The sequence below is a fragment of the Pseudomonas sp. FBCC-B1565 genome, assembly GCF_059133265.1.
Window position 1 is genome coordinate 5,001,553 of the sequence record NZ_CP101438.1, and the last position, 24,848, is coordinate 5,026,400.

Genomic DNA, 24,848 nt, shown 5'->3' on the forward strand with positions numbered 1-24,848 from the left:
TTTTCCACGGCGCAAAGACTAAGGATCTGGGTTACCGCTTTATGTAGGAGTTTCCTTATGATGAGCTCGTCGAGCGTCGACACAATCCTGGCGTTGATTAATCAAGCCGCAATAAAAAACCCTGTGACCCCAAAAAGAGGCCAACAGGGTTATGCATGGATCACAGCGACCCTAGCGCTCGCGTCGAATCTGGCACACAGGTGCCCAGTGGTGGGTAAGCACCACGGAAATCCCATCGCACCTGAACTTCATCCGAGGTACCGCGATCCGTCGTGCCAGGGCGAAAGATACTCCAGCGCACACCTACCCAACCACGACCGGCGGTACCGGTAAAGTCCCTGAACCACAACCCCAGCAAGAGGTTGATGGTGAACCCATCCGCGACGTCGTTGAACGATATCTGTCGAGGCGTCGTTTCCAGGGTATCTAACGGGGTAGTGTTATCGCCAATTGCGTACCTGGCCGCATGTACAACAACGAGGTCATCGATTTGAAGAACTACGTCGTCCTTGATGAAAATAGGGACTGCCACCCAAGGTGCCGGGACTAGCGGAGGCTCCAAGCGGTCGAAGCATCCAAGCCTGCCCGCTGTATTGAGTACCGAGAACACCGGATCTGCAAGCCCCGACAAGCTGTAGAGTTCAACCTTGACGCTCTGGTCGGGAGAGTGCTTGTAGTTGATTGCATCGCGAACCTTGTAATAACAAGGTATGGCATCGCCGTTGCCATACATTTCGATAGTGTCCCAATCAATCTCCAACTCAACCTCGAAATCGTCGGCTTCACTACCGTTGACGTCATAAGTGTCAGCCAGCGTCCCGCCCATAATGCCGTAGTAAATATCGATGAAAACGCCGGCGGGTAGCCCTGGAGGAATAATGAACGTCGCCGTGGCCGGGAAACCGCGGTCAAGTTCTACCAAATGGTTCTCATGGCCTTCATTGCCTCTGACCGTCGGTGGATCATAGGCGGGGTCAACGGGGCCTGGGCCAGGGTTATCCGGATCACCGGGCTCATCTATATTCACCGCAACGGTGATCGTTGGCGAGGGGATAGTCCCTAGCCCGTCACGGCTGATAGTGCAGTGGACATCGGCATCGTATATGTCCCCATGTGAACTGATCACATCAAACGTAGCCGTGGCATCGATAGGGAAGATAGGGAACACACCGACAGATTTCTCGTAGATCAAGGTGCCATGCCAGAACATTCGAACCATATCAGTCGAGAGCCAGTTGAGAATATTCCCCAAGCGCACCGTCACACCATTGCGCGCCTCTTGCTTATCGATCAAAGGCGCCTCCAATACTTCAAGGTCTTCCAGCTCTGGTGGGTTAGCGGTGGCGACTGTCACTGTTCGGACATAAGACGGCTGCGTAGCGTTGCCTCCACGATCAGACACCGCGTAGGTAATCTCCCGATCACCCGGCCCGTCCGCCAGAACAGCCGCGGAAGGGAAAATCACTTCAGCGTTGCCTGTTTCTGGAAAATCACCAGAGATACCGTCTAAATCCTTACTCCCAAAAAACGCTGTCCAGGTATCTCCCGGGCGGTTGTCAGCCAAACGTTGAATTTGACATACCAACCCGGGTTTGCCATTCAGGTAATCCGGCGTCACAGGCCCCGCCAGGTCGGCTGGCGGGGTAATGGCAGCCGGCCGATTATTGAGGTTGGGGTCGATTGCGTCGACAAACCCACGTGTGGGCTCAGAGGGAGCTACGTTGCCATTGGCGTGAAAGATCGTATAGGTGATCTCCTTTTCACCATGGGTTTGCAGCTCGGCGTGCGGCTGAATTGTGTGAACAAAAGGATCAGGTGGCGCAGGATCGTCGCCACTGTATTCATAGAAACCAATCAATCGACCGTTCGCACGAAAAAAAACAGTGTCGAGTTCCCCCGGATCTGCAAGTGGAAACCAGCGTGGAAAGGACATAGTCAAACCGCTGGCCTGGACGTCGTGGGGTATGAGATTGGGTTGACCGTCTGCCGATTTGTCAGGGTCGGGGGGAACTACTGGCAAGTTAGGGAGTGCGTTGACAAGCGTGGGAGGAGGCGCATCGGCTAAAACCCTCTGTGTCCCTGCGCGCGTGCGCTGCGAGGGTTTAGGGGTAGCTTTTGCTTTCGCAGGCAACTTTTCCTTCGCCAGCGTTGCTGGCGTTTTGGCCTTCGACAACGGTAGTTTTTTTGACATGATCCAAAGCTCCTTGCATGAGTGAAAGGATCAGGACCCGGACCACGGCATTTCGCCCTCAGATCGGCGACCCTGTTTGTGGATACATCATTTTTCATCTTCCGAAATCAGTGCAACCTGACAGCGGCTAGTTCATTAAACAGCGCCCTTAGTGCGTGCGTAACTGTCAAGATTCACAGTTTGTCAAAGCTCAAAAAGTGTGCAGTCCTGCACTCAACGACGAGTGGGCGGTTAAACGTCTTTTTCACTCCCGACATGCCATTAACGAGTCTTTAAAAGCACGCATGGTCCTATGAAAAAAAGATATGCAAGGGCGTGCCAATACAAAGGGAAGGACCTTGTGCCCTTCCCTGTTGCACGCTGGCTCAACTGGGTGCAATACAAGGTGGTACGTTGTTTGGACGAATCAATGTGACCAATACCAGGCTAGGATTCGACCCGCCAATTGGCACCCCACCACGAAGCACCTTGTAGCTTGTGGTGGCTGAACCATGTCTGGGCTTATGAGGATAGTCGTCCGGCTTAACCAGCCCAGGCAGCAACACACAGGGATCGAATGGCACGGTGAAGGGGTAACCGTTTTGTACCCAATTCAGGTTCAAGGGCGGTGAATCCCATTCACCTTCAGAACCGCTGATCACATGGCTGACATTGCCATTGGGGCTGGCATACCCCACCCAGCTCAATCGCAGAATATCGCCTACCTGCAGGCGCGTATCGTCGCCAGGGACAAGTACCTGAACGCCAAAGGACGGATGAGGATTGAGCGTACACCCAATAAATCCGGAGTCCGGCCCCGGGCCGTAGTTCACATCCGGGTATCGAGTGGGCTTCAACCCCAGAACAGGTGAGATCGCCACGATGACGATTTTGTTATCCGATCGCTGGCGGTTTACGCCATTGAACGTGCGATAGAAGAGGTTGACCAGCGCATTGCCAATCGGATCAATGAGTGCCCAGGGGATCTGGAACGGAATCACGGCTCCCGGGTTTTCGCCAATAGCGACAGGGTGAGTTGCCACCGGCGTGGGATTGTCATTCCAGATCAGCTCAAGTAAATCGCCCACCTCGAAGCCGACACCCAGCACCAGCTCCACATTGGCGGGCTGATCACGGTCGAGGATGGTCAATACATCATCGCCAGATACACCTTTCACGGTTGGCAGCAGAAGCAAGGGGTTGATGTAGTTGGGGTTATCCGGATTGAGTTCGCCAGCTGCGGTAAAATCTACCGGCACGAACCTGACCACGGAAGGCCGGGGCGCAGCGGTTCCGCGTTGCCAGGTGTAACTGGCCCGGATGATCCCGCCTGCCAGTTCGAAGCCGCCTTGGGCCAGGATCAGCCAAGGGATTGGCACACGAATTGGCCAGACCTGGAACGGCCCTACGATGATTTGTGGAAGGGGTATCAAGTTCCAGGAAGGTGTCACAACATCGTCTTCCAATGCGCCGACGATTTCGAGGATGTTCATGTAGACGCCGCCAATTTCACGAGCATCTTCCAAATCAATCCGCCCGTTCGCGCCCGTGCCGAACGCTTGTGGTACTTCCGGTGCAGGAAAATTAATCGGCGAGGGCGTAAGCGCATTCAGTACCACAGCCGTACGCGACGCAGGCCCCTGCCATCCAGCGCGATTAATCAGATGGTATTGCGCCGAATACTCTCGATTGCTGAGCAACGAGCGAAACGTTTCGCCTTCAAATGCCAGCTCTATAGGTGCACCGGCTTTATGAGCCTGGGTGATTTCCACCGATGCCACGATCTCGTCGCTACGTGAATGTGGGCGCCGGAGCGCTGGTAGCAGTGTCAACTTACCTAAAGCGCGATCCTCCAGGCGCATATCAGGCCATGGAGGCACAATTGCCACGACTTGATCATCGTGGGCGACCAAGTAGTCATCAGTGACGCCGTTATTTTGAATATCAGTGTCAAAATTCAGCCAATTCGGTTGTACCCCTTGATTCGGGGCGAGTTTGTTCAAGTTTATCTGGATTGGAAAAGACGGATCCGCCGGGTTGCCAGGAACCAGCTCAACGATGTACTGCAAACTATGCAGGCCGGGCACCGCCAGCAGGATTTCGGGTATGGCGCCGGCCACACTCGGTAGGTCGCTTGCATCGTAGGGCGCAGTCAACTCCTTCACATCGCCAACCGGTTCACCATCCCACAACCAGGTAACTGTGGTCACCTCACCTGGATCCAGGTTATCCCACCCCGGCCAAATCGATTGAACTTCCACTACCAAAGGGGCGAGTTGGTCCAACCGGTGTATCGTGTAAGCCACTTCATCTGCCAGCAATGGCAGCGCCGCTGGCACCCAGGGCTGGTCCAGCATGCGGGGGATCGGGGTCGAGGGGTTGTACTTGGGCATGTCCACTCTCCTTGGGCAATCAATCAATGACCAGCCATTGACTACCGACGGGAAAGCACCCTACCGACAAGGCCAGGTAGATCATTTAATGCGCAAGTACGCCCTCTGGATACTGTCGAAAATAACAGGTGGCCCTACAGATCAGACCAGCGGCAACCGCCACTCAATGGGCGTCTCGCCATTCTGCTCAAGAAACTTGTTGGTCCGGCTGAAATGCCCACACCCCAAAAACCCGCGGTACGCCGACAACGGCGACGGGTGCACCGACGTCAGCACCAGGTGCTTGGTCGCGTCGATCAGCTTCTGCTTGCCCTGGGCATGGGCGCCCCACAGCAGGAACACCAGGTGCGGCTGATGCTCGCTGACCACTTCGATGATCCGATCGGTAAAGAACTGCCAGCCCTTGCCCGCATGGGCGTTGGCATTGGCGCGCTCGACGGTCATGGTGGTGTTGAGCATCAGCACGCCCTGGTCGGCCCAGCTTTGCAGGCAGCCGTGGTTGGGGATATCGATGTTGAGGTCGCGCTTGAGCTCTTTATAGATATTGAGCAGCGACGGCGGCGTCGGGATGCCCGGTTGCACCGAGAAGCACAAGCCGTGGGCCTGGCCAGGGCCGTGGTACGGGTCCTGTCCGAGGATCACCACCTTGACCTTGTCCAGCGGCGTGGAATTGAGCGCGTTGAAAATCAGCGGGCCGGGCGGGTAGATCTCTTTGCCGGCGGCATGTTCCTGGCGCAGGAAGGCGCGCAACTGGGCCATGTACGGCAGCTCGAACTGATCCCGCAGGGCGTGTTTCCAGCTGGGTTCGAGTTTGATACGGTCGTCTTCGGTCATGGTTGAATGGTCTTGTCAAAAAGAATGTGGCGAACCCTAGGAAAGCCGACCCCGCTTGTCAATTGCTCTGACACACCACCGGCACTTTCCTGCGAAGCGATCATACTCATCCTTCACCTTCTCGATTGAGGTCACGATGAACCTGCACTTCGAAGAGCTGACCGGCAGCGACGGTGCCCGCATCGGCATCGCCAGCCTCGACGCTGAAAAGTCCCTCAATGCCCTTTCCCACCCGATGATCCTCGCGTTGAGCGAACGCCTGGACACCTGGGCCAAAGACCCGAACATCGTCTGCGTGCTGCTGCGCGGCAACGGCCCCAAGGCGTTTTGCGCCGGTGGCGAAGTGCGCAGCCTGGCGCAGGCTTGCCGCGAGCAGCCAGGCGTGGTGCCGACGCTGGCGGCGCAGTTTTTTGCGGCGGAGTATCGCCTTGATTACCGCCTGCACACCTACCCGAAACCGGTGATTTGCTGGGGCCACGGCTACGTGCTGGGCGGTGGCATGGGCCTGTTGCAAAGTGCGGCGGTGCGTATTGTCACGCCGAGCAGCCGGTTGGCCATGCCGGAGATCAGCATCGGCCTGTACCCGGATGTCGGCGCCAGTTGGTTCCTGTCGCGCCTGCCGGGCAAGCTCGGGTTGTTCCTCGGCCTGACCGGTGCGCATATCAACGGGCGTGACGCGTTGGACCTGGGCCTGGCCGACCGCTTTTTGCGTGACGATCAGCAAGACGAACTGCTCGATGGCCTGTTGCAGCTGAACTGGAAGGAACAGACCCCGATGCAACTCAACAGCCTGCTCAAGGCGCTGGCCCAGGAAGCCGCCGGTCAGCAACCCGAAGCACAGTGGTTACCGCGCCGGGCGCAGATCGACGAATGGCTGGATGTAGGCGATGTGCGGTGTGCCTGGCGCGCCTTGAGCCTGCTGAGTGAGCATGCCGACCCCCTGTTCAGTCGTGCCGGCAAGACATTGAACGAAGGCTGCCCGCTGACCGCCCATCTGGTGTGGGAACAGATCCAGCGCGCACGGCACCTGTCGCTGGCCGAGGTTTTCCAGATGGAATACACGTTGAGCCTCAATTGCTGCCGGCATCCTGAGTTCAGTGAAGGGGTGCGTGCGCGGTTGATCGACAAGGACCAGTCGCCCCATTGGCACTGGCCGGATATCAACGCCATTCCTGAGGCGGTGGTGCAGGCTCACTTCGACAAGGCGTGGGAAGGCCGCCACCCGTTGGCGGACCTGTCCGATTACTGACGGCTGCGCCCATAAAAAAGCGGCGCTTCATGCGCCGCTTGCCGTACAGGCCCGTCAACGGTGACCGCCGCGGCCACCTCCATGGTCGGAACCGCGACCGTGCCCACCCCCATTACCCCAATGACCTCCGCCCCAGCCCTGGTTCGGGTACGCCCGATAACCGGCACGCGGCCCGTAGTAGCGTGGCGCCGGCTGGTAATAACGCGGGGCCGAGTAATAACGCGGTTGTGGTGCGTAATAGCGCGGCGCGGGGTAGTAGTCACGGCGGTATTGATACGCCGAGCCACCCCCGTAGTAATACGCCGGCGCCGGTGAAGTGTAGACCTCGGATCGATAGTAGCTCTGGCCTCCATCGTAATAGGGCACACAAGCAGAGAGGGTCAGACCGAGTAAAGCGCTGAGCAGCAGTCGTCGATACATGGCGGCCTCCTGGACCGCGGAAGAGCACCTCCAGCGACGCTGGAGGGCGGCATTCAACTTTCATTGAATGACGAAATATCTGACATCAAAAAGCGAATCTGGTGCGTTTTCGTAATAGGTTGATACATCTGCGCAAGCTTTATCGATTCAGTAAATTTATCTGGCTCGCAACTTTGTCAATTGCGATGATGTCACAATGACATCGCCAAGAGCCAGGGAGGCTCTAGCGTGCACCCTTCGCTACCCTGCCCGGACCTGACTCATGAAAATATCAACCAAACTGCTGCTCTCATTCCTCCTGTGCGCGCTGGTCACCCTGGGGGTGGGCCTGCTGGGCATCAAAGGCGTGGTTCGCCTCTCCACGGCGTTGGAGTCGACGTTCTCCAACAACCTGGTCTCGGTGAGCACCACAGCCGCCACCCTCAACGGCCTGGTCGCCCATAACCGCGGCCTGTACCGCTTGCTGGACGCCAGCAACGGTGACGTTTCCGCCCAGGATCGCGAACGTGTGCGCCAGGATATCGCCCAGGAACTCAAGCGCAGCCAGACCGCGTACGCCACCTACCGCGCAACCCCGCTGGAAGACGACGAACGGGCAGCCGGCGACAAACTCGACCAACTCTGGCCCACTTACATCAGCAGCTCGGACCGCATCATGGCACTGCTCGACGGTGGCCAGCTCGATCAGGCCCGCACCCAGCTCAATACCACCAACAATGAGCTCTTCCGCCAGGCGCGCGAGCTGATCCGCGTGATGGTCGAATCCAATAACCGCCAGATCAAGGAAGGCGCCGCCGCTGCGGATGAACTGCGCAGCAGCGCGTTGACGTGGATGATCAGCGGCATTGTGCTGGCCTTCATCATCGCCTTGACCATTGGCATGTTGATCACCCGCCTGATCACCCGCCCCATCGCCCAGGCCGTGGCTAGCGCACAACGTATTGCCCAGGGTGACCTGACCCAAGCCATCATCACCGAACGCACCGACGAGGCCGGGCAACTGCTGATGGCGCTCTCGGATATGCAAGGCGGCTTGAAAAGCACTCTGGTGGAAATCGCCAACGCGTCCGACCAGCTTGCGTCGGCCGCCGAGGAACTGAGTGCGGTCACCGATGAAAGCAGCCGTGGCCTGACCCGCCAGAACGATGAAATCCAACAAGCGGCCACCGCCGTCAACCAGATGACCGCCGCCGTGGACGAAGTGGCCAGCAACGCCGTCTCGACCTCAGAAGCCTCGCGCCAGGCCACCACCGAGGCCGAAGAGGGTCGCCAGCAAGTGGAACAGGCCGTGTCCGGCATGAGCTCGATGGTGGTTGAGATCAACGACTCCACGCAGTCGGTGGCAGACCTCGCCGGGCAGGTGCGGGAGATCGGCAAGGTGATCGATGTGATCCGTGGCATCGCCGACCAGACTAACCTGCTGGCGCTTAACGCGGCCATTGAAGCGGCGCGCGCGGGTGAGCAAGGTCGCGGTTTTGCCGTGGTTGCCGATGAAGTCCGCGCACTGGCCCATCGCACCCAGACGTCCACGGTCGATATTGAAAAGATGATTGGTGAAGTGCAGACCGGCGCCGATGATGCGGTCGCGGCGATGAACAAGAGCCTGACCTGGGCCAACAACACCCAGACCCTGGCGCAGAACGCCGGCGAAGCCCTGCAACGGATCACCACCAGCGTGGCGAAGATCAATGAACGCAACCTGGTGATCGCCTCGGCCTCGGAGGAGCAGGCCCAGGTGGCCCGCGAAGTGGACCGCAACCTGCTGAACATCCAGGACCTGTCCACCCAGACGGCGGCCGGCGCCCATCAGACCAACGCCTCCAGCCAGGACCTGTCGCGCCTGGCCACCTCGTTCAACGTGCTGGTCAGCAAGTTCCAGCTCTGAGTGGCCTGGGCGGGGACGGCCCTGTATCGTACAGGGCCTAGCGGAATCATCCGCAACCTTGCCCGAACTAGCCCATGACCACACCCACCCTTTGCCCCGCCTGCGGTGCACGCAACGACTGCAGCCTGGCTGACCCGCGTACGGTCGACCAGGCCTGCTGGTGCTACAGCGTCACCATCGACCCGGCCGTGCTCCAGGCCCTGCCCGATGAACTGCGCAACCAGGCCTGCCTGTGCCCGCGTTGTGCCCAGGTCGATGAACAGTTGCGTAGGGTTGAACCGACGTAATGCGGGTGGATCGTTTCCTCAGTAACCTGCCGCGTTTCAATCGCAAGCAAGTGCGCCTGCTGTTGGTTGAGCGGCGTGTGGCGGTGGATGGCGTGGCCGTCAGCGATCCCCATCATGAGGTGCGGGAATTCAGCCGAGTGAGCGTTGACGACGAGGTGCTACAGGCAGGCAAACCGGCGCGCTACTTCATGCTGCACAAGCCCCTGGGGTGCGTGAGCGCCACGTCTGATCCGCAACATCCAACCGTTCTGGATTTACTCGATGAACCGGACAAAGGCGAATTGCACATTGCCGGCCGTCTGGACTTCAACACCACCGGCCTGATGCTGATCACCAACGACGGCCAGTGGTCACGGCGCTTGACGCAACCGCGGACCAAGTTACCCAAGGTGTACCTCGTCGAGACCGAACAGGCTATCGGCCCTGAATACGCAACCACCTTTGCCGAAGGTATTTACTTCGCCTTCGAAGACTTGACCACCCAACCCGCCGAGTTGGAATTGCTCGGGCCGAGAAGCGCACGCTTGAGCATCATCGAAGGGCGTTATCACCAGGTGAAGCGCATGTTCGGGCATTTTGATAACAAGGTCATCGGCCTGCACCGTGAGCGCATGGGCTCCCTGGTGCTGGATGCAGCCCTTGCACCGGGCCAGTATCGGGCGCTGACTGACGACGAAATCCGACAGGTCTGACGACCGTTCGGCCGGTGATGGCAAAAAACCGCCAGGTCACCTTGCGAGGTGCCGCCTCGACTGCTTGAATCAGGATCACCAGTTCAACTATGACTGGCGAGTCGCTTATAACCTCCAAGAAACACCTTGCCCCGCCCGCGCTTGATCTACGGGCCTTCCAGGCAAACAGCCCGCCATAACAACAGCCGTCGGCCAGCCGTCATCGGATCGACATGGGCCCTCCTTTTCCAGGCGTATGCCTACCTGTCACAAAGCTCGTGCAGAGTGATCTGCGCGCCCTACCCGCTTGCCAGGAGTCTTACGACATGAGGCCAGAAATCGCTGTGTTGGATATACAGGGTCAGTATCGGGTTTACACGGAGTTCTATCGCGCGGACGTTGCTGCAAAGACCATCATCCTGGTCAACGGCTCCATGGCCACCACGGCATCCTTCGCCCAAACCGTGAAAAGCCTGTACCCGCAGTTCAATGTGGTTTTGTACGACCAGCCCTACGCCGGTCGCTCCAAAATCCATAACCGCCATGAGCAGATGCTGACGAAGGAAGTCGAAGGCCAGATCCTGCTGGAACTCATCGACCATTTTGCCGCGGAACATGTGCTGTCGTTTTCCTGGGGCGGTGCCGCCACCCTGGTCGCCCTCGCCCACCGGCCACGTCGCGTGGAAAAAGCCGTGATCAGTTCGTTCTCGCCAGTGATCAACGCGCCCATGCGCGACTACCTGGAGCGCGGCGTCGACTACCTCGGCAACCTCGACCGCGACCGCGTCGGCCACCTGGTCAACAGCACCATCGGCAAACACCTGCCGTCGTTGTTCAAGCGCTTCAACTACAAGCACGTGAGCAGCCTGGCAGAACACGAGTATGGGCAGATGCACTTTCACATCAGCCATGTGCTCAACAGTGACCGCCTGTGCTACCTCAAGGCGGCCAAGCAGATCGACATTCCAGTGCTGTTTTTGAATGGCGAATGGGACGAGTACACCAGCGCACAGGACGCCAAGCTGTTTGGCCAGCATGTGGCGAAGAGCAGCTTCAGCACGATCCAGGCCACGGGGCACTTCCTGGACATGGAGCACAAGGCAGCCTGCCGGGACAGCCGGGATGCGGTGGTGGGCTTCTTGAAACCGGAGCGCCAGGTCAGCCGATTGCGCTATCAAACCGGCCCGGCACAACATGCCTTCGCACTCTGAAACACGACCCGTTGTAGGAGCGGGCTTGCCCGCGAAGAACGTCAACGATAACGCTCGTCTCCTGAGAGAACGCGGCGCTCTTGAGTCTTTCGCGAGCAAGCTCGCTCCTACAATGGGTTCGCTTGTCGATGTGTGGGACATCTGTAACCCACACATTTTTTTGAAGAAAAACTTCAAATCCCGGCGAACTTCTGGTACAAAGTCAGCCGCTCTGAGCGGGTATAGTTTAATGGTAGAACAGTAGCTTCCCAAGCTTCCGACGAGGGTTCGATTCCCTCTACCCGCTCCACTCAGATTCTCGTTTCGCGTCAGGTTGTTTCTGACGAGGGATGCAAAAAAACCGGTCCTTGGTGGCCGGTTTTTTTATGCGTTGAATTTGGTGATTCGGGAGGGTGGCAACTGCACGCAGGCGAGTGAGCCGGGTAGCTTTCGGGATACCGGCACACTCCAGGGTGCCCTGGGTGCAGTTGCCATCAAGTGCCGATGTAGCGGCTGAGAAACCATAAATAGCCCATGCCATGGCATACAACCCAACGTGTTCCGAAGGTGGTGTAGGCAATGTCGCAAAACTTGAAAAAAGGGCGCAGGGCATTACGCCGATGCAGGCAGCTCAAACAGAAAAACCGGCTTCAGCCAGCCGGTTTTCATTTACTTAAAAGGCACAACCTCGGAAATTATCGATGCTCCAGCGCTGCCAATACGTGACTAGGGTCGTTGTGTAAGGCACGAAGCAATGCTCTAGCCGGCCCTTCTGGCTCACGTCGCCCTTGCTCCCAGTTCTGAAGTGTTCCTACAGGCACGTCAATCGCCTTTGCAAAGCCCGCTTGGGAAAGCCCAGTGGCTTGTCGAATCTCTTTTACCTTCAACGCATCAACAAAAAATTCGCGAGAAGGAGATCGCTCGCCACTTACGATCTCATCCATCTGAATCAAACTTTCGACCAGACGGTTGAACAGTTTTTTCTCCATCATTCCCACCTTCTGTTTATTTCACTCAGAACACTTCTCTGCGCCAGCGAAAGGTCATCTTTAATGCCCTTCCGGTAGATCAAGATCAACCTGATTTGATAGGCCTTGCAGACATGATAATAAATCACTCTGACGCCTCCGCTCTTTCCCCTTCCCCGCACGGCCCACCGGATTTTTCTCAAGCCATTGGTGCCTTGAATGACATCACCGGAGGTGGGATTTTCGGCCAAAAACGCTTGGAATTCACCGTAGCTTTCCTCACTCAGAAGCCCTAGCAGATCTTCTGTAAATGCGGGTGACTCGATAAATATCATATTCACGCCTATACGTCATTGGCGCATAGAAAGCTTAGTCTGATCGCTTCCTATCAAGCAACGGCCACTCGTCACTCACTGATAGGCATGCGAAACATGCGCCGCGATTTTAGAAGACCGAACTGTACAGTTTCGCCTTCTGTATCCTGACGTAGGATGGAACTGAAATTCGGGTCAGAAAAAGTTATCAACCGTCCAGTTGCATTCCTCTGCGAATCACCCACGCCAACGGCAACGTCACCCCCAACACCCCGGCCAGCAGCATCACCGCCACCGTCACCCCCAGCGCATCCCCCACCCCGCCGAATACCACGGGCGCCAGCGCCCCGCCACCAATCGTGCCGGTGTAGAACACGACGAACGCCTGTTCGCGTTTCTCGGCTGGCGCCAGATCGGGCACCGCGCCGTACAGCACTGAAGACGTGCCATTGAGCACCAGCCCCAGCACCGGCAACATCACCATCAACCCGTCCAGCGGCAGGTACACCGCCGCGACGATCAGCAGCGCCGTGCTGCCCTCCGTCAACCACACCGTCTTCAGCATGCCGATGCGTGCGCCCAGGTAGCCGCAGAATAATTTGCCGAACGCCCCGCCGATAAACAGCAGGGTCAGGGCCAGGCCAATACCGGCGGTGCCCGCCCCCTTGCCTTGTAGCAGAAACGGCAGGAAGGTGAGAAAGCCCATGCGCACGGCACTGTCGAGGGTGCCGGTGAGGATCAGTGCGCGCAGGCCGGTGACGGAGCCTGTTCCAGTGAAGTGTTTGGCTTTTTTGGTCGAGGACGATTCGGATGTTTGCGCAGGAATAAGCCACCACAGCAACCCCGCCGCCGCCAACCCCAGCACCCCCAGCAACGTGGCACTGGCGCGCCAACTGATCACCGTGAGCAACAGGCCCACCAGGCCGGGGATCAGGGTTTTGCCGATGTCGCCGCAGAAGTTGTACTGGGACAACGCCTGCTTGATTCCGCCACCGTCCTCATAGGCATCGCTGATCATCGAAGACGCCAGCGGGTGTTGACTGCTGGCCCCCAGACCGCCGAGCAGCAGCGCCAGCAACAGCATCACCAGCCCGGTGGCCTGGCCCACCAACAGGTAAGCCGCGCCGGCGAGCGCGGTTCCGCCGACCAGCATCGGCACTCGGCCCCAGCGTTTTGCGGCGCGGCTGGCCATGAGCTGGAACACCGCCATCATTCCGGAATAGGCACCGCGCAACAGCCCGACCTGGGCGTAGGACAAGGCGAACTGTGTTTGCCAGATCGGCAGCAGCACGTAGATGACATCGGTCAGACCATCATGCACGGCGTGGGCGCTGCAGCCAGCGATCAGTGTGCGACGGCGGGTTGGGATGGCATTCATGGCGTCGGAATCAGTTGAGGTTTGGCGGGCTTCCAGCCGGTCAGGGCGATCAGCAAGGTCAACACCTGGAAGGTAATAATCAGCGCCACACAACCGGCCCAGCCCCAGCGTTCCCAGATCAATGCCGGGACAATGGCACCACAACTTCCGCCCAGGTAGTAACACGTGAGGTACACCCCCACAGCGCCTGCTTTATTGTCACCGGCCGTGGCCGTGGTGAACGCGTTGGCCGCCGACTGCGCGAGGAATACGCCGGTAGAACTGAGGGCCAGGCCCACCACGATGCACCACAAGGAGGGCACCAGCGTCAGCACCGAGCCGCTGATGCCCAGCAGCGCAGCCACACTCAGCAGTTCGGCATGAGGCCGGGATTTGCTGAGGCGCCCGGCTATGGGGATCACGATCAACGCCAGCAAAAACACCATATACAGCGCACCCAACGCCGCAGGCCCCAGGTTGAACGGCGGTAATCCGAGGTACAACCCTGCGTAGGTAAACGCGGCAACCTGGGAGAACAGCACGCAAAATCCTACGGCGTAGGCGGCCAGCAAGGGCTTGCTAAAAACCGCCGAGAACGAGGGTTGAACCTTCGCCGAGCGCACCCGACTCATAGGCAACAGGAACTGGATAAACCCACCCACCATCAGGCTCAGCACCGCCAGCCATTCAAAGGCTTCGCGCCAGCCGACATATTCAGTCACGACGCCGGTGACGAAACGCCCGGCAAACCCACCCAGCACGGTCCCTGCCACATACAGGCTGGTGACTTCCGTCACCGTACCGCCACGCCAGCGGTCGCCGATATACGCCACGCTGGTGGCGAACACCACCGGGATCAACATTCCCGCCACAAACCGCCACACCAACACTTCGGCAAAGCTGTCGGCCCAGGCAGTCATCAGCGCCGGCAGCGCCAGCAGCAAGGCCGCCGCGCTGATCACTGTACGTGGCTCGAAGCGCCCGGTCAGGCGGCTGACAAACGGTGCAGTGATCGCCACCGCCAACGTGGTCACGGTGATGCTCCACCCCGCCGCCTTGGCGCTGATGTGAAACTGCGCGGCAAAGGTCTGGAGAATGCTCTGGGTGGCATACAGGTTGAGGAACGCCGCGCAGCCACACAGGAACAGGACAAGACGGGCACAATGCAGGCGCGGTTTCATGAAACCTCTCGTTTTATTTTGTGAGGTCTTTATAGAATGGCCGGCAGGTCTTGAACCAATACCGATTTCGGACCGATCGATACCCAAGGACCAGGATGCTCGACCTACGCAAGCTGCGTTACTTTCTGACCGTCGCCGAAGAATTGCACTTCGGCCGCGCCGCCATTCGCCTGCACCTGGCGCAGCCGCCGCTGACGCGACAGATCTCGGCGCTGGAAACCGAGCTGGGCTTCAAGCTGTTCGACCGCACCAGCCGCACGGTCACCCTCACCGCACAAGGCCGCTCATTCCTGCCCTATGCACGCGGCGTACTGGAGCAGGTGGAATTGGCACAGGTGATCGCCGGCAAACTCGCGGCAGGTACGGCCGGGCAACTGGCGTTGGGCTATGTCAGTTCGATCGCCCTGTCGGACCTGTTCAGCCAGGCGATCCAGGCGTTTGCCCAACGCTTTCCCGATGTGCAATTGACCCTGGTGGAATGCGCCTCGGGCATCCTGGGTGCGCAAGTGGCGGATGGGCGGCTGGATATCGGCCTGAGCCGCCTATTGCCGCAAGGCGAAGCGGTGCAAGCGCTGTCCCTGGGCGAGGAACCCTTGGTGGCCGCCGTGTCCAGCGACAGCCCGCTGGCCAATCAACCCGACGTCAGCCTGGCGCAGCTCAGTACCTACCCGTTGATTCTGTTTCCAGCGGATTATGGCTCGGGGCTCAACCAGTCCATCGAACAGCTTTACCGCCACCACGGCCAGCCGCTACGCCCAGGCCCGACCGGGCGGCAAATCACCTCGATCATTGCGCTGGTGGCCGCCGGGCAAGGCGTGGCGTTGGTGCCGGCGTGTACGCAGAGCCTGATGAATAAAGGCGTAACGTACAGGCCGTTGGTGGAAGCAGATGCGTGTGCGCAGTTGTTGGTGCTGACCCGTGCAGAAACAAAAAGTGTCCTGGTTGATGCGTTTCTCGCCGTCATTGCACAGACGCTACCGGCCCGGTAACGCCGCTGCAAAACCTCGCAATACCTCTCTGCAGCGCCATTCCGTCGCGCTCATACACTCCATTGACCACCTGCCAAAATGCCGGTCATCGACCACTGGTAGGTAGAGTGTTGATAATTTCAATTCAGTGGTTATAGTCACCACCATCACACACCACAAGGAGGTGTTGTGGATAGCCGATATTTGATAGGTCACATCGTTGCGGACGGTTGGTATCTGGTACGTATCAGAGGCAGCCACCACCACTTCAAGCACCCGACAAAACCGGGGCTGGTGACGATTCCCCATCCAAAGAAGGACCTGTTGGACAAGACCGCCAAGAGCATTTTGAAACAGGCTCTGCTGAGTTAACCGTCCGTGGAGGACAACAGACATGCTTTACCCGATTGCAATTTCAACCGGCGACGACGACCACGCCTGGGGCGTAGAAGTCCCGGATATTCCAGGCTGCTACTCCGCCGGCGACGACTTGGACGACGCCATGGCCATGGCTCGCGAAGCCATTGAAGGACATTTCGAAATCCTGGCGGAAGACGGTGCACCGATTCCCAGTGCGCAAAAGGTCACCTTGCACGCCGCCAACCCTCACTATGCAGGTTGCACCTGGGCGGTGGTGGACATTGATGTCACCAAGTACCTGGGCAAGGCGCAGAAGCTCAACATCACGCTGCCCGGTTATCTGTTGAACCGCATCGATGAATATGTGCTGCACCACCCGGAAGAAAAAAGCCGTTCCGGCTTTCTGGCCTCAGCGGCGCTTAAAGTGTTGCAGCAAGACCACTGAACAAACCGAATTCAATCGCAAGAAACGTAGTTTCTCGTTGGGCGGCGTGGTCTAGATTCAACGCTACCCCGCCCACCCAGGAGCCCGCTCATGTCCTACGAATACAAGCTCATGCCTTCGCCTGTCGGCGTACTCACCCTCGTGGCGCGTGCTGGCAAGCTCAGTGCCATCCTCTGGGAAGAGGAACGCGCCAACCGTGTGCGCCTGGGTGAGCTGCACGAGGCCAATGACAGCCCGGTGTTGCTGGAAACCGAACGCCAGTTGCACGAGTACTTTGCCGGCACCCGCAACCAGTTCGACCTGGAGCTGGAGTTTACCGGCACCGATTTTCAGAAGCAGGTCTGGCAGGCGCTGCTGACCATTCCCTTTGGCGAAACCCGCAGCTACAGCCAGATTGCCCAGCAGATCGGCAACCCAAAGGCCGTCCGTGCAGTGGGCGCGGCCAATGGGCGTAACCCGATTTCGATCATTGCGCCCTGCCATCGGGTCATTGGTGCGTCAGGCGGCTTGACGGGCTTTGCGGGAGGTTTGGAAGCCAAGCAATACTTGCTCGCACTCGAAGGCACCGGCCAGGCGGAAATGGCGTTCTAGCAAAGCCTATAAAAAACGGCGGTTGGAGATGATCCAACCGCCGTTTTTTTCAATTCAAGTGACAGGTTCAGCCGTCGCCTTGATGGCCTTTTCCATAGGTCGACGCCAAGGCACGAGCCTTTTGCAGACGCTCTTCCAGCTTGGGCAGCGTCTCATCGACCAGGGCTTTGATTTCCGGCACATCCGACGCCGCGCCTTCCTGTTTGAACAAGGCGATGGCGTCTTCATTTTCCTTCACCTGCTGCGCCGTGTAGGCCGCATCGAAGGAGTCGCCGTCCTTGAGTTCGGGCATCAGGGTTTCGGCTTTATCGACGATCTTCTCGCGCGGCGCCACGGGCAAATCGAGCTTCTTGGCGATGGCCGCCAGGTGCTGGTTGGCCAGGGTGCGCTCGTTGATCACCTCGATGGTGTAGTCCTTGATTTCCTGGGACGAGGTCTTGGCGTGGGCCATGCGACTGGTTTCGATATCGGCCATGCCTTTGGCCGAAGCCTGCTCGATGAATTCAGCAGGCGATTGGGCGAAGGCATTGCTGGCGCCGAGGCCCAGCAGCATCGCGAAACTGGCGGTGCGTAACCGGATAGCCATGCGGCTCATGATGGGTTCCTCCAGGGCAAAAAAAGGGACCGGGGAATACACCCCGCCCTCATTTCGAATTTTGAGGGCGGTAAAGGTTTAGAAAAAACTCGCCGGTGCGACGAACGGTCCTCCTCCAATCCGCGGGGTTGCGGTCAAGATCAACCTTTATCGAGGGTGCGCAACTTCTGCGGCAGTCCCCACAGCAACAGCGCCGCCGCCAACAGCGCGCACACACCGATCACGTAAAGCGCCGGGGTGGTACTGCCGGTGAGGTCCTTGATCCGCCCCACCATCACCGGGCTGACAATGCCGCCGAACTGCCCGAGGGTATTGATCACCGCAATGCCTCCCGCCGCGCCGGCACCGGCGCCGGCCAGTAGCTTGGGCGGCAGGGTCCAGAAGGTCGGGATCGAGGCGATGATGCCGGCGCCCAACATGCCCAGGGCAATGATCAGGAAGGTAGTGTGGTCGGCAAAAATCCCGGCACTGAAGAAGCCTACCGCCCCCAGCACCACCAGCCCGCAGACAAACTTGCGCCGCTCGCCGGTGGCATCCGACAGGCGCCCGATCACCACCATGCTGATGGCGCCGCACACATAGGGAATCGCCGTGAGCAGGCCGATCATCACCGGGCTCTGGGTACCGGCGCTGCGGATCAATTGCGGCGCCCAGAAGTTGAGGCCGTAGGACGCCACCTGGATCAGGAAGTAGATAAAGCCGAGCATCAGGAACCCGGGGATGCGGATCGCCGACAGCAGCGAACCGCCGTGCTGGTTCGGCTCATGCTTGGCGATGCGGCTCGACAGCAGGGTCTTCTCCGCCGACGTCAGCCAATGGGCGTCTTCAATGCGATCCTTGAGCAACGTCAACACCAGGAACCCCAGGCCAATACAGGGCAAGCCGCCGAGCAGGAACAACCAGTGCCAGCCGCGCATTTGCAACACGCCGTCGAGGTGTTCCAGCACCAGGCCGGAGAACGGTGCGCCCACCAGGCCGGCAAACGCCGAGGCCAGGAACAGCATCGACGTGATGCGCCCGCGGAAGTGCTGCGGAAACCACAACGTCAGGTAATACAGCACGCCCGGCGCGAACCCCGCCTCCATCGCGCCGATGATGAAGCGCAGCCCGTAGAACTGCCATTCGGCCGTAACAAACACCATGGCCGCCGTGGCCAGGCCCCACGACATCATGATCCGTGCAATCCAGCGCCGGGCACCGACCTTGTACAGCATCATGTTGCTCGGCACTTCAAAGATCACATATCCCACCACGAACAATCCGGCACCCAGGCCATAGGCGGTGTCGCTCAGGCTCAGGTCCGCTTGCAGCTGAAACTTGGCAAAGCTGATGTTGATCCGGTCAAAAAACGCGAACAGGTAGCACACCATGATCAGCGGCATCAGGCGCCAGGCGACCTTGCTGACCAGGGCTTTTTCGGCATCGATTTCAGCGGCCGGGCGCACGCCAGCCTCCAACGTATTAGTGCTCATGGTTTCTCTCCAGCGGGCTGCTCAGCGGCGCCCGATTGTTTTTGTTGTCTGGTACGGCGTTACAGCGTGGCGATGTAGGCCGGTGGCGCATGCAGGTCGCAATTGCGCCCGGCCTTGGCCACCTGGCCAGGCAGCTCGTGGCCCAACAGGGCTGGCAAGCGGCGGGACATGTGCAGCAGGTGCGGCAGGTCGATCCCGGTGTGAATCCCGACTTCTTCGCACAGGTTCACCAGGTCTTCGGTGCAGATATTGCCCGAAGCCCCCGGCGCAAACGGGCAGCCGCCCAAACCGCCGAGCGCCGCGTCAAAGCGAAGGGCACCAGCCTCATAGGCAGCCAGCACATTGCACAGGCCCAAGCCGCGGGTGTTGTGAAAATGCAGGGTCAGGTCACGGGCGGATACGCGCTGCAGCACGCGCTTGACCAGGCGCTCCACCTGACGCGGATTAGCCATGCCTGTGGTGTCAGCCAGGCTGATGCCCTGGATGCCCAGCTCGAGATAAGCGTCAACGATCTGCAGCACGCGGTTTTCGTCGATCCTGCCCTCGAACGGGCAACCGAAGGTGGTGGCGATGCTGCCGTTGAGCGTTACCGGATGCTCGGCGGCAAACCGTGTGATGTCGCCAAACGCCGCCAACGAGGCTTCGCAACGCATACGCAGATTGGCCAGGTTGTGGGTCTGGCTGGCGGACATCACCAGGTTCAACTCATCGGCGCGGGACTCGACGGCGCGCTGGGCGCCCTTGAGGTTGGGGATCAGCGCGACGTAGATCACACCCGGCTTGCGGTCGATACCCTGGAACACCTGCTCACCATCGCGCAATGCCGGGATGGCTTTGGGTGAAACGAACGAACCGGCTTCGATCCGCGAAAAACCGGCGAGGGACAGTTGATCGATCAAGGCGATCTTATCCGCTGTTTCGACCCAGGTTGGCTCGATTTGCAGGCCGTCACGCGGGGAGACTTCCTGCACGATCAGCGGGTCGCAATAGTCTGTGATCATTGCACCACTCCCGAGGTTTTCAGGCGTTGGATATCGGCACCGGCCAGGCCCAGGCTGCCAAGAATTTCGTCGGTGTGTTGGCCCAGGGTCGGGCCTTGCCAGTTCACACCGCCGGGGGTCTCCGAGAGTTTGGGCACGATGCCCGGCATCTTCACCGACACACCGCCGGGCAGCTCGGCATTGAGCAACATCTCACGCGCCTGGTAGTGCGGGTCGCTGACGATATCCGCCACGGAGTAGATGCGTCCGGCCGGCACTTCGGCGGCTTCCAGGGCGCTGAGCACCTGCTCGATGGGCAGGCTGCTGGTCCAGTGGGTGATCGCGGCGTCGAGCAGACCACTCTTGGCGGCGCGGCCATCGTTGTGGGCAAACTCGGGGGCTTCGGCCAGGTCGGCGCGGTCGATGGTGTGCATCAGGCGCTTGTAGATCGGGTCGCTGTTGCCGGCGATCACCACATAAGCCCCGTCGGCGGTCAGGTAGGTGTTGGACGGCGCAATGCCCGGCAAGGCGCCGCCGCTGCGTTCACGCACATGGCCGAGCATGTCGTATTCCGGCACCAGGCTTTCCATCAGGTTGAACACACTTTCGGCCAGCGACACATCGACAATCTGCCCGTCGCCCTGGCCGGTCTTGACCCGCAGCAGCGACATCAGCGCGCCGATCACGCCATGCAGTGACGCCAACGAATCGCCCAGGCTTACGCCGACCCGCGCCGGTGGCGAGTCCGGGTTGCCGGTGGTGTAGCGGATGCCGCCCATGGCCTCGCCGATGGCACCGAAGCCAGGGCGGTCGCGATACGGGCCGGTCTGGCCATAGCCAGAGATACGCACCAGGGTCAGCTTGGGGTTGAGCGCATGCAGCACGTCCCAGCCGAGGCCGAGCTTTTCCAGGCCGCCGGGGCGCAGGTTTTCGATGAGCACGTCGGCATCGCCAAGCAATTGCTTGATCAGGTCCAGGCCTTCCGGCGACTTGAGGTCCAGCGCCAGTGACTTCTTGTTGCGCGATTGCAGGTACCACCACAGCGACGTGCCTTCGTGCAGCTTTCGCCATTTGCGAAGTGGGTCGCCCTGGCCCATGGCTTCGATCTTGATCACCTCGGCACCAAACTCGGCCATCAGCCGGGCGGCAAACGGCGCGGCAATCAGGGTGCCGATCTCGATCACCTTGATACCGCTCAGGGGAGCCGTCATGGGGTGCACCTCTTATTCTTGGAATGTGCGGCCAAGACTAGAGGCCAGGTGCAGGAGAAATCCAACCGTCAGTTGGCAAGCAGCGTTCGCTAAACGCGAACGCTCAAATAATCGAACAACAATCGACTGACCGGTGACAGCTGGGTTTCATCACGCACCACCAGGATCAGGCTGCGATCCGACCAATCGTCCGTCAGCGGTACGGCATGCAAACCCAGTGCGCGACCAAATAATTCATAGGCTTTCTGCGGCAGGATGCCGATGCCCATATTCGCCTGCACCATCCGGCACATCGCATCAAACCCCGGTACATGAATGCGCAGGCGCAGCAGCTTGCCCGCCTCGCGGGCGGCGGCGTGGGTGCGCATGTTGATGGAACTGGCGGCGTGCAGGCCGACGTAATCGCTGTCGAGGGTGTCGACGAACGCCAGGCTTTCGCGCGTTGCCAGCGGGTGATCCTTCGGCATCAGCACCACCAGTTTGTCGTGGCGATAGGTCACGCCGGGCAGGCCTTTGGTGTCGGTGTCACTGGAGCAGATCCCCAGGTCAGCGACCCCATCCAATACGCCCTGCACCACGCCTTCGCTGGGGCGTTCTTCCAGGTCGGTTTTGACTTCGGGGTGCAGTCTGGAAAAGTCCCGCAGGTCTTCCGGCAGGAACTGAATGATCGCCGACAGATTGGCCAGCATCCGCACATAACCGCGCACGCCATGGCTGTGTTCGCCCAGTTCCAGGCCCATCTTCTCGACGTTGAACAACATCTGCCGCGCATGGTGCAGCAGGGTCTCACCAGCGGCCGTCAGGTCCATGCCCTTGGCCCGCCGCACAAACAGGCTCACGCCCAGCACCTGCTCCAGTTCCATCAAGCGCTTGCTGGCGGCCGACACGGCGATGGCTTCGCGGTTGGCGGCACGGGTCAGCGTGCCCTCCTCGAACACCGCGACGAACAGCTGCAGCGTGATCAGGTCCAGCCGACGCACCAGGCTCTTGTGCAGCATCAGCGACGCTCGCTGGCCAGCCGGTTGATCTCGGCCTGCTCCACCACCGGCTGCGGCGCGCCGTGGCTGGCCGCCTGCAACATCGCCCGGCCCACTGTCTCGGTGCTCACCACCCAACCCGGTTTCAGCCGCCGTACACACGACAACAGGGGGCCAAGCACCGAGTAGAAGGATTGGTAAAGCGGCGTCTTCGAACGCACGCCATGCAAGGGTTGGATGACGCCCGGACGGAACAGGTACACCGCCTTGAACGGCAGGCGCAGCAAGGCGTTCTCGGTCTTGCCCTTGACCCTTGCCCACATCGACTTGCCCGCCTCGGAACTGTCGGTTCCGGCGCCGGACACATAGATAAAGGTCATCTGCGGATTGAGCCGCGCCAGGGTGCTGGCGGCGACCAGGGTGAGGTCGTAGGTGAGGTGGGTGTACCGGGTTTCATTCATGCCCGCCGATGAAACGCCGAGGCAGAAGAAGCACGCATCAAAGCCTTGCAGCAGGTTTTCCAGGGGTTGGAAATCCAGCATGTCGCTGTGCAGCACCTGGTGCAGCTTGCCATGCTCCTGGGTCAGGGGCGTACGGCCGACGGCGACCACTTCCTGCACGTCGGCGGCCAGCAGGCACTCACGCAGCACGCCCTGCCCGACCATGCCGGTGGCGCCGAATAACAGAATCCTCATCCACTACTCCCTTCATCCCGCTGGTTTTGACTACCTGAGAGACAGGTCTTCGGAGGCTATCGTCACATTAGGCCCTTGCACTACCACCTTACTCAATAGGGTGACAGGTGACTTCATCAAATCGTACGACGCCTCTTGGTATAGCTCAAAACACCACGATAAAAAACGCCTTGATCTGGTTACCAAGTCAGTGCAGATGAATACACACCATTGAAGATTGTAGGAAGTTACACACATAAAAATATCTTCCGACTGTCACCTCAAAAAGAAAGCCCTGACTTAACCTTCAAAAAAATACCCATTAATGTTATTTCTCTCCATCGCCAAGGACAGAAAAATGGAAACCTCCAGGTCAACCAACAAATTCTCAAACTATAAAAAAATCATCCAAACCTCCAACGAAGACTGGGAATCGGCCAAAGAAGGACTAACCTGCGAACTTAATGCAACTATCAAAAGCAACAACTGCTTTGTCGACCAATACGGCCGTGAACTTCAACATTTCTGCACCACCTCCTACCTCGGACTTAATTACAACCAGCAAATACTGGATGGCGCTATCCAAGGGATACTCAAAGCCAAGACCCTGCGAGTAGCGAACTCAAAAAATAGATGCAAGCTGGACATGCTCGAACAATATGAAACAGCGCTTTCAACGCTTTTCAACTCAATCTGCCTGAGCACCTTATCTTGCAGCGCGGCCAGCGCTGGATTACTGCCCTTACTTGCCAGCGGAGCGTTTACCAAAAACGTCCCCCTTACGATGATATTCGACAGACATTCTCACTATTCAATGAACTATATGAAGGCCTCCTGCGCGGATGAAACAGAAGTAATAACCGCGCCGCATAATGACATAGACTTTATTGAAGAATCATGTAAGAAACACAAGAAAGTCGCCTACGTAGCCGATGGCATCTACAGCATGGGTGGAAAGGCGGATATTGACGGTTTGATCTACCTTAAATCCCGCTATGGTCTATTTTTATATCTGGACGACTCGCATGCGCTGTCAGCTTTTGGAGAGAAAGGAAAAGGCTTCATCCGCCCTAATTTTCAAACGCTAGACGATCAAACCTTAATCGTTGCATCGCTCGGCAAATCATTCGGCGCTAGTGGAGGACTGGTTATGTTTGGCACCGAAAAACAAAAAAGCCTCATGCATCGATACGGTGGACCCAGCAACTGGTCCCAGAGTCTAAATTCTGCCGCTATTGGTGCTGGCCTTGCCTCTGTAAAAATTCACCAAACGAAGGAACTGACTCTTCTTCAAGATAAACTCCTCACCAACATCCAATTATTTGACAGACTCATCGAAACTGCGCAGTACGGCACGAGTACTGCAATCCGTATGGTGGCCTGCGGCGAGGCGGAAAAAGCGAACACAATCGCAGCACAACTCGCCAACAGTGGCTTCTTCACGTCAGCTGTATTTTTCCCTGTTGTTCCCAGAGGAAAAGCCGCAATTCGTATAACGCTTCGAGCAGATATGACCCATGAAACAATACGTTTATTTTGCTCAAGGCTCCTGAGTCTGATAGAAGAAAATAAAAGTAATCGCTGAATTACACACTTTTCAAAAATGAAGAGTTTCAAACGACACGATTCATATAACTCGACTTCCGACGATTTGTT

At 58.7% G+C, this 24,848-nt stretch carries 24 protein-coding genes and 1 tRNA gene; 11 read left to right on the forward strand and 14 right to left on the reverse strand.

Annotated features, from left to right (window positions below):
- Window positions 1–160 precede the first annotated feature (160 nt).
- From NL123_RS23155 to ung, 3 genes are all read right to left on the reverse strand, one after another.
- Window positions 161–2,191, reverse strand: a complete 2,031-nt coding sequence (locus tag NL123_RS23155; RefSeq protein WP_494356436.1) for a hypothetical protein — start codon at window positions 2,189–2,191, stop codon at window positions 161–163.
- Window positions 2,192–2,556: 365 nt separating this feature from the next.
- Entirely contained in the window at window positions 2,557–4,563 is a 2,007-nt protein-coding gene (locus NL123_RS23160) for a hypothetical protein (RefSeq protein ID WP_494356437.1), read from the reverse strand.
- A 141-nt stretch (window positions 4,564–4,704) separates the two neighbouring features.
- Window positions 4,705–5,397 carry a uracil-DNA glycosylase gene (gene ung, locus NL123_RS23165; protein ID WP_494356438.1) on the reverse strand — a complete coding sequence of 231 codons (693 nt, stop codon included), beginning with the start codon at window positions 5,395–5,397 and terminating at the stop codon, window positions 4,705–4,707.
- Between the two features lie 136 nt (window positions 5,398–5,533).
- Here ung and dspII point away from each other — a divergent pair, with 136 nt between their 5' ends.
- Window positions 5,534–6,646 carry an enoyl-CoA hydratase/isomerase DspII gene (gene dspII, locus NL123_RS23170; protein ID WP_494356439.1) on the forward strand — a complete coding sequence of 371 codons (1,113 nt, stop codon included), beginning with the start codon at window positions 5,534–5,536 and terminating at the stop codon, window positions 6,644–6,646.
- 54 nt (window positions 6,647–6,700) lie between these two features.
- Here dspII and NL123_RS23175 read toward each other — a convergent pair whose 3' ends face one another.
- Entirely contained in the window at window positions 6,701–7,066 is a 366-nt protein-coding gene (locus NL123_RS23175; RefSeq protein ID WP_248486798.1) for a hypothetical protein, read from the reverse strand.
- Window positions 7,067–7,328: 262 nt separating this feature from the next.
- On the opposite strand from NL123_RS23175, the gene NL123_RS23180 reads away from it, so the two are divergent.
- The 5 genes from NL123_RS23180 to NL123_RS23200 all read left to right on the forward strand — a co-directional run bounded on the left by NL123_RS23180 (window position 7,329) and on the right by NL123_RS23200 (window position 11,409).
- Complete coding sequence (locus NL123_RS23180; RefSeq protein ID WP_248486796.1) at window positions 7,329–8,951, forward strand: methyl-accepting chemotaxis protein; 1,623 nt, start codon at window positions 7,329–7,331, stop codon at window positions 8,949–8,951.
- A gap of 74 nt (window positions 8,952–9,025) precedes the next feature.
- On the forward strand, window positions 9,026–9,238 hold the full coding sequence (locus NL123_RS23185; RefSeq protein WP_071488921.1) for a cysteine-rich CWC family protein: 213 nt from the start codon (window positions 9,026–9,028) through the stop codon (window positions 9,236–9,238).
- Window positions 9,238–9,930 carry a 16S rRNA pseudouridine(516) synthase gene (locus NL123_RS23190; protein WP_494356440.1) on the forward strand — a complete coding sequence of 231 codons (693 nt, stop codon included), beginning with the start codon at window positions 9,238–9,240 and terminating at the stop codon, window positions 9,928–9,930. Before NL123_RS23185 ends, NL123_RS23190 begins: the two co-directional genes overlap by 1 nt.
- A gap of 305 nt (window positions 9,931–10,235) precedes the next feature.
- Window positions 10,236–11,120 (forward strand): alpha/beta fold hydrolase, encoded by an 885-nt coding sequence (locus NL123_RS23195; protein ID WP_494356441.1) that lies wholly within the window; start codon window positions 10,236–10,238, stop codon window positions 11,118–11,120.
- Window positions 11,121–11,335: 215 nt separating this feature from the next.
- Window positions 11,336–11,409: transfer RNA gene (locus NL123_RS23200), tRNA-Gly, on the forward strand.
- 385 nt (window positions 11,410–11,794) lie between these two features.
- Here the strand turns inward: NL123_RS23200 and NL123_RS23205 are convergent.
- The 4 genes from NL123_RS23205 to NL123_RS23220 all read right to left on the reverse strand — a co-directional run bounded on the left by NL123_RS23205 (window position 11,795) and on the right by NL123_RS23220 (window position 14,919).
- Window positions 11,795–12,088 (reverse strand): helix-turn-helix domain-containing protein, encoded by a 294-nt coding sequence (locus tag NL123_RS23205; protein WP_494356442.1) that lies wholly within the window; start codon window positions 12,086–12,088, stop codon window positions 11,795–11,797.
- On the reverse strand, window positions 12,088–12,402 hold the full coding sequence (locus NL123_RS23210; protein WP_248488179.1) for a hypothetical protein: 315 nt from the start codon (window positions 12,400–12,402) through the stop codon (window positions 12,088–12,090). The genes NL123_RS23205 and NL123_RS23210 overlap by 1 nt, the downstream gene beginning before the upstream one ends.
- 187 nt (window positions 12,403–12,589) lie before the next feature.
- Window positions 12,590–13,759, reverse strand: coding sequence for an MFS transporter (locus NL123_RS23215; protein ID WP_494356443.1), 1,170 nt, complete (start codon window positions 13,757–13,759; stop codon window positions 12,590–12,592).
- Complete coding sequence (locus NL123_RS23220; RefSeq protein WP_494356444.1) at window positions 13,756–14,919, reverse strand: MFS transporter; 1,164 nt, start codon at window positions 14,917–14,919, stop codon at window positions 13,756–13,758. Before NL123_RS23220 ends, NL123_RS23215 begins: the two co-directional genes overlap by 4 nt.
- Before the next feature lie 95 nt (window positions 14,920–15,014).
- Between NL123_RS23220 and NL123_RS23225 the strand changes: the two genes are divergently transcribed.
- From NL123_RS23225 to NL123_RS23240, 4 genes are all read left to right on the forward strand, one after another.
- Complete coding sequence (locus NL123_RS23225; RefSeq protein WP_494356445.1) at window positions 15,015–15,908, forward strand: LysR family transcriptional regulator; 894 nt, start codon at window positions 15,015–15,017, stop codon at window positions 15,906–15,908.
- 168 nt (window positions 15,909–16,076) lie between these two features.
- Complete coding sequence (locus NL123_RS23230; protein ID WP_003189411.1) at window positions 16,077–16,259, forward strand: type II toxin-antitoxin system HicA family toxin; 183 nt, start codon at window positions 16,077–16,079, stop codon at window positions 16,257–16,259.
- 22 nt (window positions 16,260–16,281) lie between these two features.
- On the forward strand, window positions 16,282–16,692 hold the full coding sequence (locus NL123_RS23235; RefSeq protein ID WP_071496822.1) for a type II toxin-antitoxin system HicB family antitoxin: 411 nt from the start codon (window positions 16,282–16,284) through the stop codon (window positions 16,690–16,692).
- A 90-nt stretch (window positions 16,693–16,782) separates the two neighbouring features.
- Window positions 16,783–17,283 (forward strand): methylated-DNA--[protein]-cysteine S-methyltransferase, encoded by a 501-nt coding sequence (locus NL123_RS23240; RefSeq protein ID WP_248486781.1) that lies wholly within the window; start codon window positions 16,783–16,785, stop codon window positions 17,281–17,283.
- Between the two features lie 67 nt (window positions 17,284–17,350).
- Here NL123_RS23240 and NL123_RS23245 read toward each other — a convergent pair whose 3' ends face one another.
- From NL123_RS23245 to NL123_RS23270, 6 genes are all read right to left on the reverse strand, one after another.
- Window positions 17,351–17,878, reverse strand: a complete 528-nt coding sequence (locus NL123_RS23245; RefSeq protein WP_016975135.1) for a DUF4142 domain-containing protein — start codon at window positions 17,876–17,878, stop codon at window positions 17,351–17,353.
- Window positions 17,879–18,018: 140 nt separating this feature from the next.
- Window positions 18,019–19,350, reverse strand: coding sequence for an MFS transporter (locus tag NL123_RS23250; protein WP_494356446.1), 1,332 nt, complete (start codon window positions 19,348–19,350; stop codon window positions 18,019–18,021).
- Window positions 19,351–19,409: 59 nt separating this feature from the next.
- Window positions 19,410–20,351, reverse strand: coding sequence for a hydroxymethylglutaryl-CoA lyase (locus NL123_RS23255; RefSeq protein WP_494356447.1), 942 nt, complete (start codon window positions 20,349–20,351; stop codon window positions 19,410–19,412).
- Window positions 20,348–21,541: a CaiB/BaiF CoA transferase family protein gene (locus tag NL123_RS23260; RefSeq protein WP_494356448.1), complete on the reverse strand. Its 1,194-nt coding sequence runs from the start codon at window positions 21,539–21,541 to the stop codon at window positions 20,348–20,350. The genes NL123_RS23255 and NL123_RS23260 overlap by 4 nt, the downstream gene beginning before the upstream one ends.
- An 89-nt stretch (window positions 21,542–21,630) precedes the next feature.
- Window positions 21,631–22,539, reverse strand: coding sequence for a LysR family transcriptional regulator (locus NL123_RS23265; RefSeq protein WP_494356449.1), 909 nt, complete (start codon window positions 22,537–22,539; stop codon window positions 21,631–21,633).
- A complete protein-coding gene (locus NL123_RS23270) occupies window positions 22,539–23,213 on the reverse strand; it encodes an NAD(P)H-binding protein (RefSeq protein WP_464708124.1) in 675 nt (224 codons plus the stop codon). The genes NL123_RS23265 and NL123_RS23270 overlap by 1 nt, the downstream gene beginning before the upstream one ends.
- A 337-nt stretch (window positions 23,214–23,550) precedes the next feature.
- Here NL123_RS23270 and NL123_RS23275 point away from each other — a divergent pair, with 337 nt between their 5' ends.
- A complete protein-coding gene (locus NL123_RS23275) occupies window positions 23,551–24,777 on the forward strand; it encodes an aminotransferase class I/II-fold pyridoxal phosphate-dependent enzyme (protein ID WP_494356450.1) in 1,227 nt (408 codons plus the stop codon).
- Window positions 24,778–24,848 lie beyond the last annotated feature (71 nt).

What these genes read in the sequence shown, in the direction of transcription:
- NL123_RS23160 (WP_494356437.1), bottom strand. Translation starts at nt 4,563, where the DNA reads ATGCCCAAGTACAACCCCTCGACCCCGATCCCCCGCATGCTGGACCAG.
- NL123_RS23235 (WP_071496822.1), top strand. Translation starts at nt 16,282, where the DNA reads ATGCTTTACCCGATTGCAATTTCAACCGGCGACGACGACCACGCCTGG.
- NL123_RS23185 (WP_071488921.1), top strand. Translation starts at nt 9,026, where the DNA reads ATGACCACACCCACCCTTTGCCCCGCCTGCGGTGCACGCAACGACTGC.
- NL123_RS23195 (WP_494356441.1), top strand. Translation starts at nt 10,236, where the DNA reads ATGAGGCCAGAAATCGCTGTGTTGGATATACAGGGTCAGTATCGGGTT.
- NL123_RS23215 (WP_494356443.1), bottom strand. Translation starts at nt 13,759, where the DNA reads ATGAATGCCATCCCAACCCGCCGTCGCACACTGATCGCTGGCTGCAGC.
- NL123_RS23155 (WP_494356436.1), bottom strand. Translation starts at nt 2,191, where the DNA reads ATGTCAAAAAAACTACCGTTGTCGAAGGCCAAAACGCCAGCAACGCTG.
- dspII (WP_494356439.1), top strand. Translation starts at nt 5,534, where the DNA reads ATGAACCTGCACTTCGAAGAGCTGACCGGCAGCGACGGTGCCCGCATC.
- NL123_RS23225 (WP_494356445.1), top strand. Translation starts at nt 15,015, where the DNA reads ATGCTCGACCTACGCAAGCTGCGTTACTTTCTGACCGTCGCCGAAGAA.
- ung (WP_494356438.1), bottom strand. Translation starts at nt 5,397, where the DNA reads ATGACCGAAGACGACCGTATCAAACTCGAACCCAGCTGGAAACACGCC.
- NL123_RS23245 (WP_016975135.1), bottom strand. Translation starts at nt 17,878, where the DNA reads ATGAGCCGCATGGCTATCCGGTTACGCACCGCCAGTTTCGCGATGCTG.
- NL123_RS23240 (WP_248486781.1), top strand. Translation starts at nt 16,783, where the DNA reads ATGTCCTACGAATACAAGCTCATGCCTTCGCCTGTCGGCGTACTCACC.
- NL123_RS23255 (WP_494356447.1), bottom strand. Translation starts at nt 20,351, where the DNA reads ATGATCACAGACTATTGCGACCCGCTGATCGTGCAGGAAGTCTCCCCG.
- NL123_RS23260 (WP_494356448.1), bottom strand. Translation starts at nt 21,541, where the DNA reads ATGACGGCTCCCCTGAGCGGTATCAAGGTGATCGAGATCGGCACCCTG.
- NL123_RS23180 (WP_248486796.1), top strand. Translation starts at nt 7,329, where the DNA reads ATGAAAATATCAACCAAACTGCTGCTCTCATTCCTCCTGTGCGCGCTG.
- NL123_RS23205 (WP_494356442.1), bottom strand. Translation starts at nt 12,088, where the DNA reads ATGGAGAAAAAACTGTTCAACCGTCTGGTCGAAAGTTTGATTCAGATG.
- NL123_RS23270 (WP_464708124.1), bottom strand. Translation starts at nt 23,213, where the DNA reads ATGAGGATTCTGTTATTCGGCGCCACCGGCATGGTCGGGCAGGGCGTG.
- NL123_RS23275 (WP_494356450.1), top strand. Translation starts at nt 23,551, where the DNA reads ATGGAAACCTCCAGGTCAACCAACAAATTCTCAAACTATAAAAAAATC.
- NL123_RS23250 (WP_494356446.1), bottom strand. Translation starts at nt 19,350, where the DNA reads ATGAGCACTAATACGTTGGAGGCTGGCGTGCGCCCGGCCGCTGAAATC.
- NL123_RS23265 (WP_494356449.1), bottom strand. Translation starts at nt 22,539, where the DNA reads ATGCTGCACAAGAGCCTGGTGCGTCGGCTGGACCTGATCACGCTGCAG.
- NL123_RS23210 (WP_248488179.1), bottom strand. Translation starts at nt 12,402, where the DNA reads ATGATATTTATCGAGTCACCCGCATTTACAGAAGATCTGCTAGGGCTT.
- NL123_RS23175 (WP_248486798.1), bottom strand. Translation starts at nt 7,066, where the DNA reads ATGTATCGACGACTGCTGCTCAGCGCTTTACTCGGTCTGACCCTCTCT.
- NL123_RS23190 (WP_494356440.1), top strand. Translation starts at nt 9,238, where the DNA reads ATGCGGGTGGATCGTTTCCTCAGTAACCTGCCGCGTTTCAATCGCAAG.
- NL123_RS23220 (WP_494356444.1), bottom strand. Translation starts at nt 14,919, where the DNA reads ATGAAACCGCGCCTGCATTGTGCCCGTCTTGTCCTGTTCCTGTGTGGC.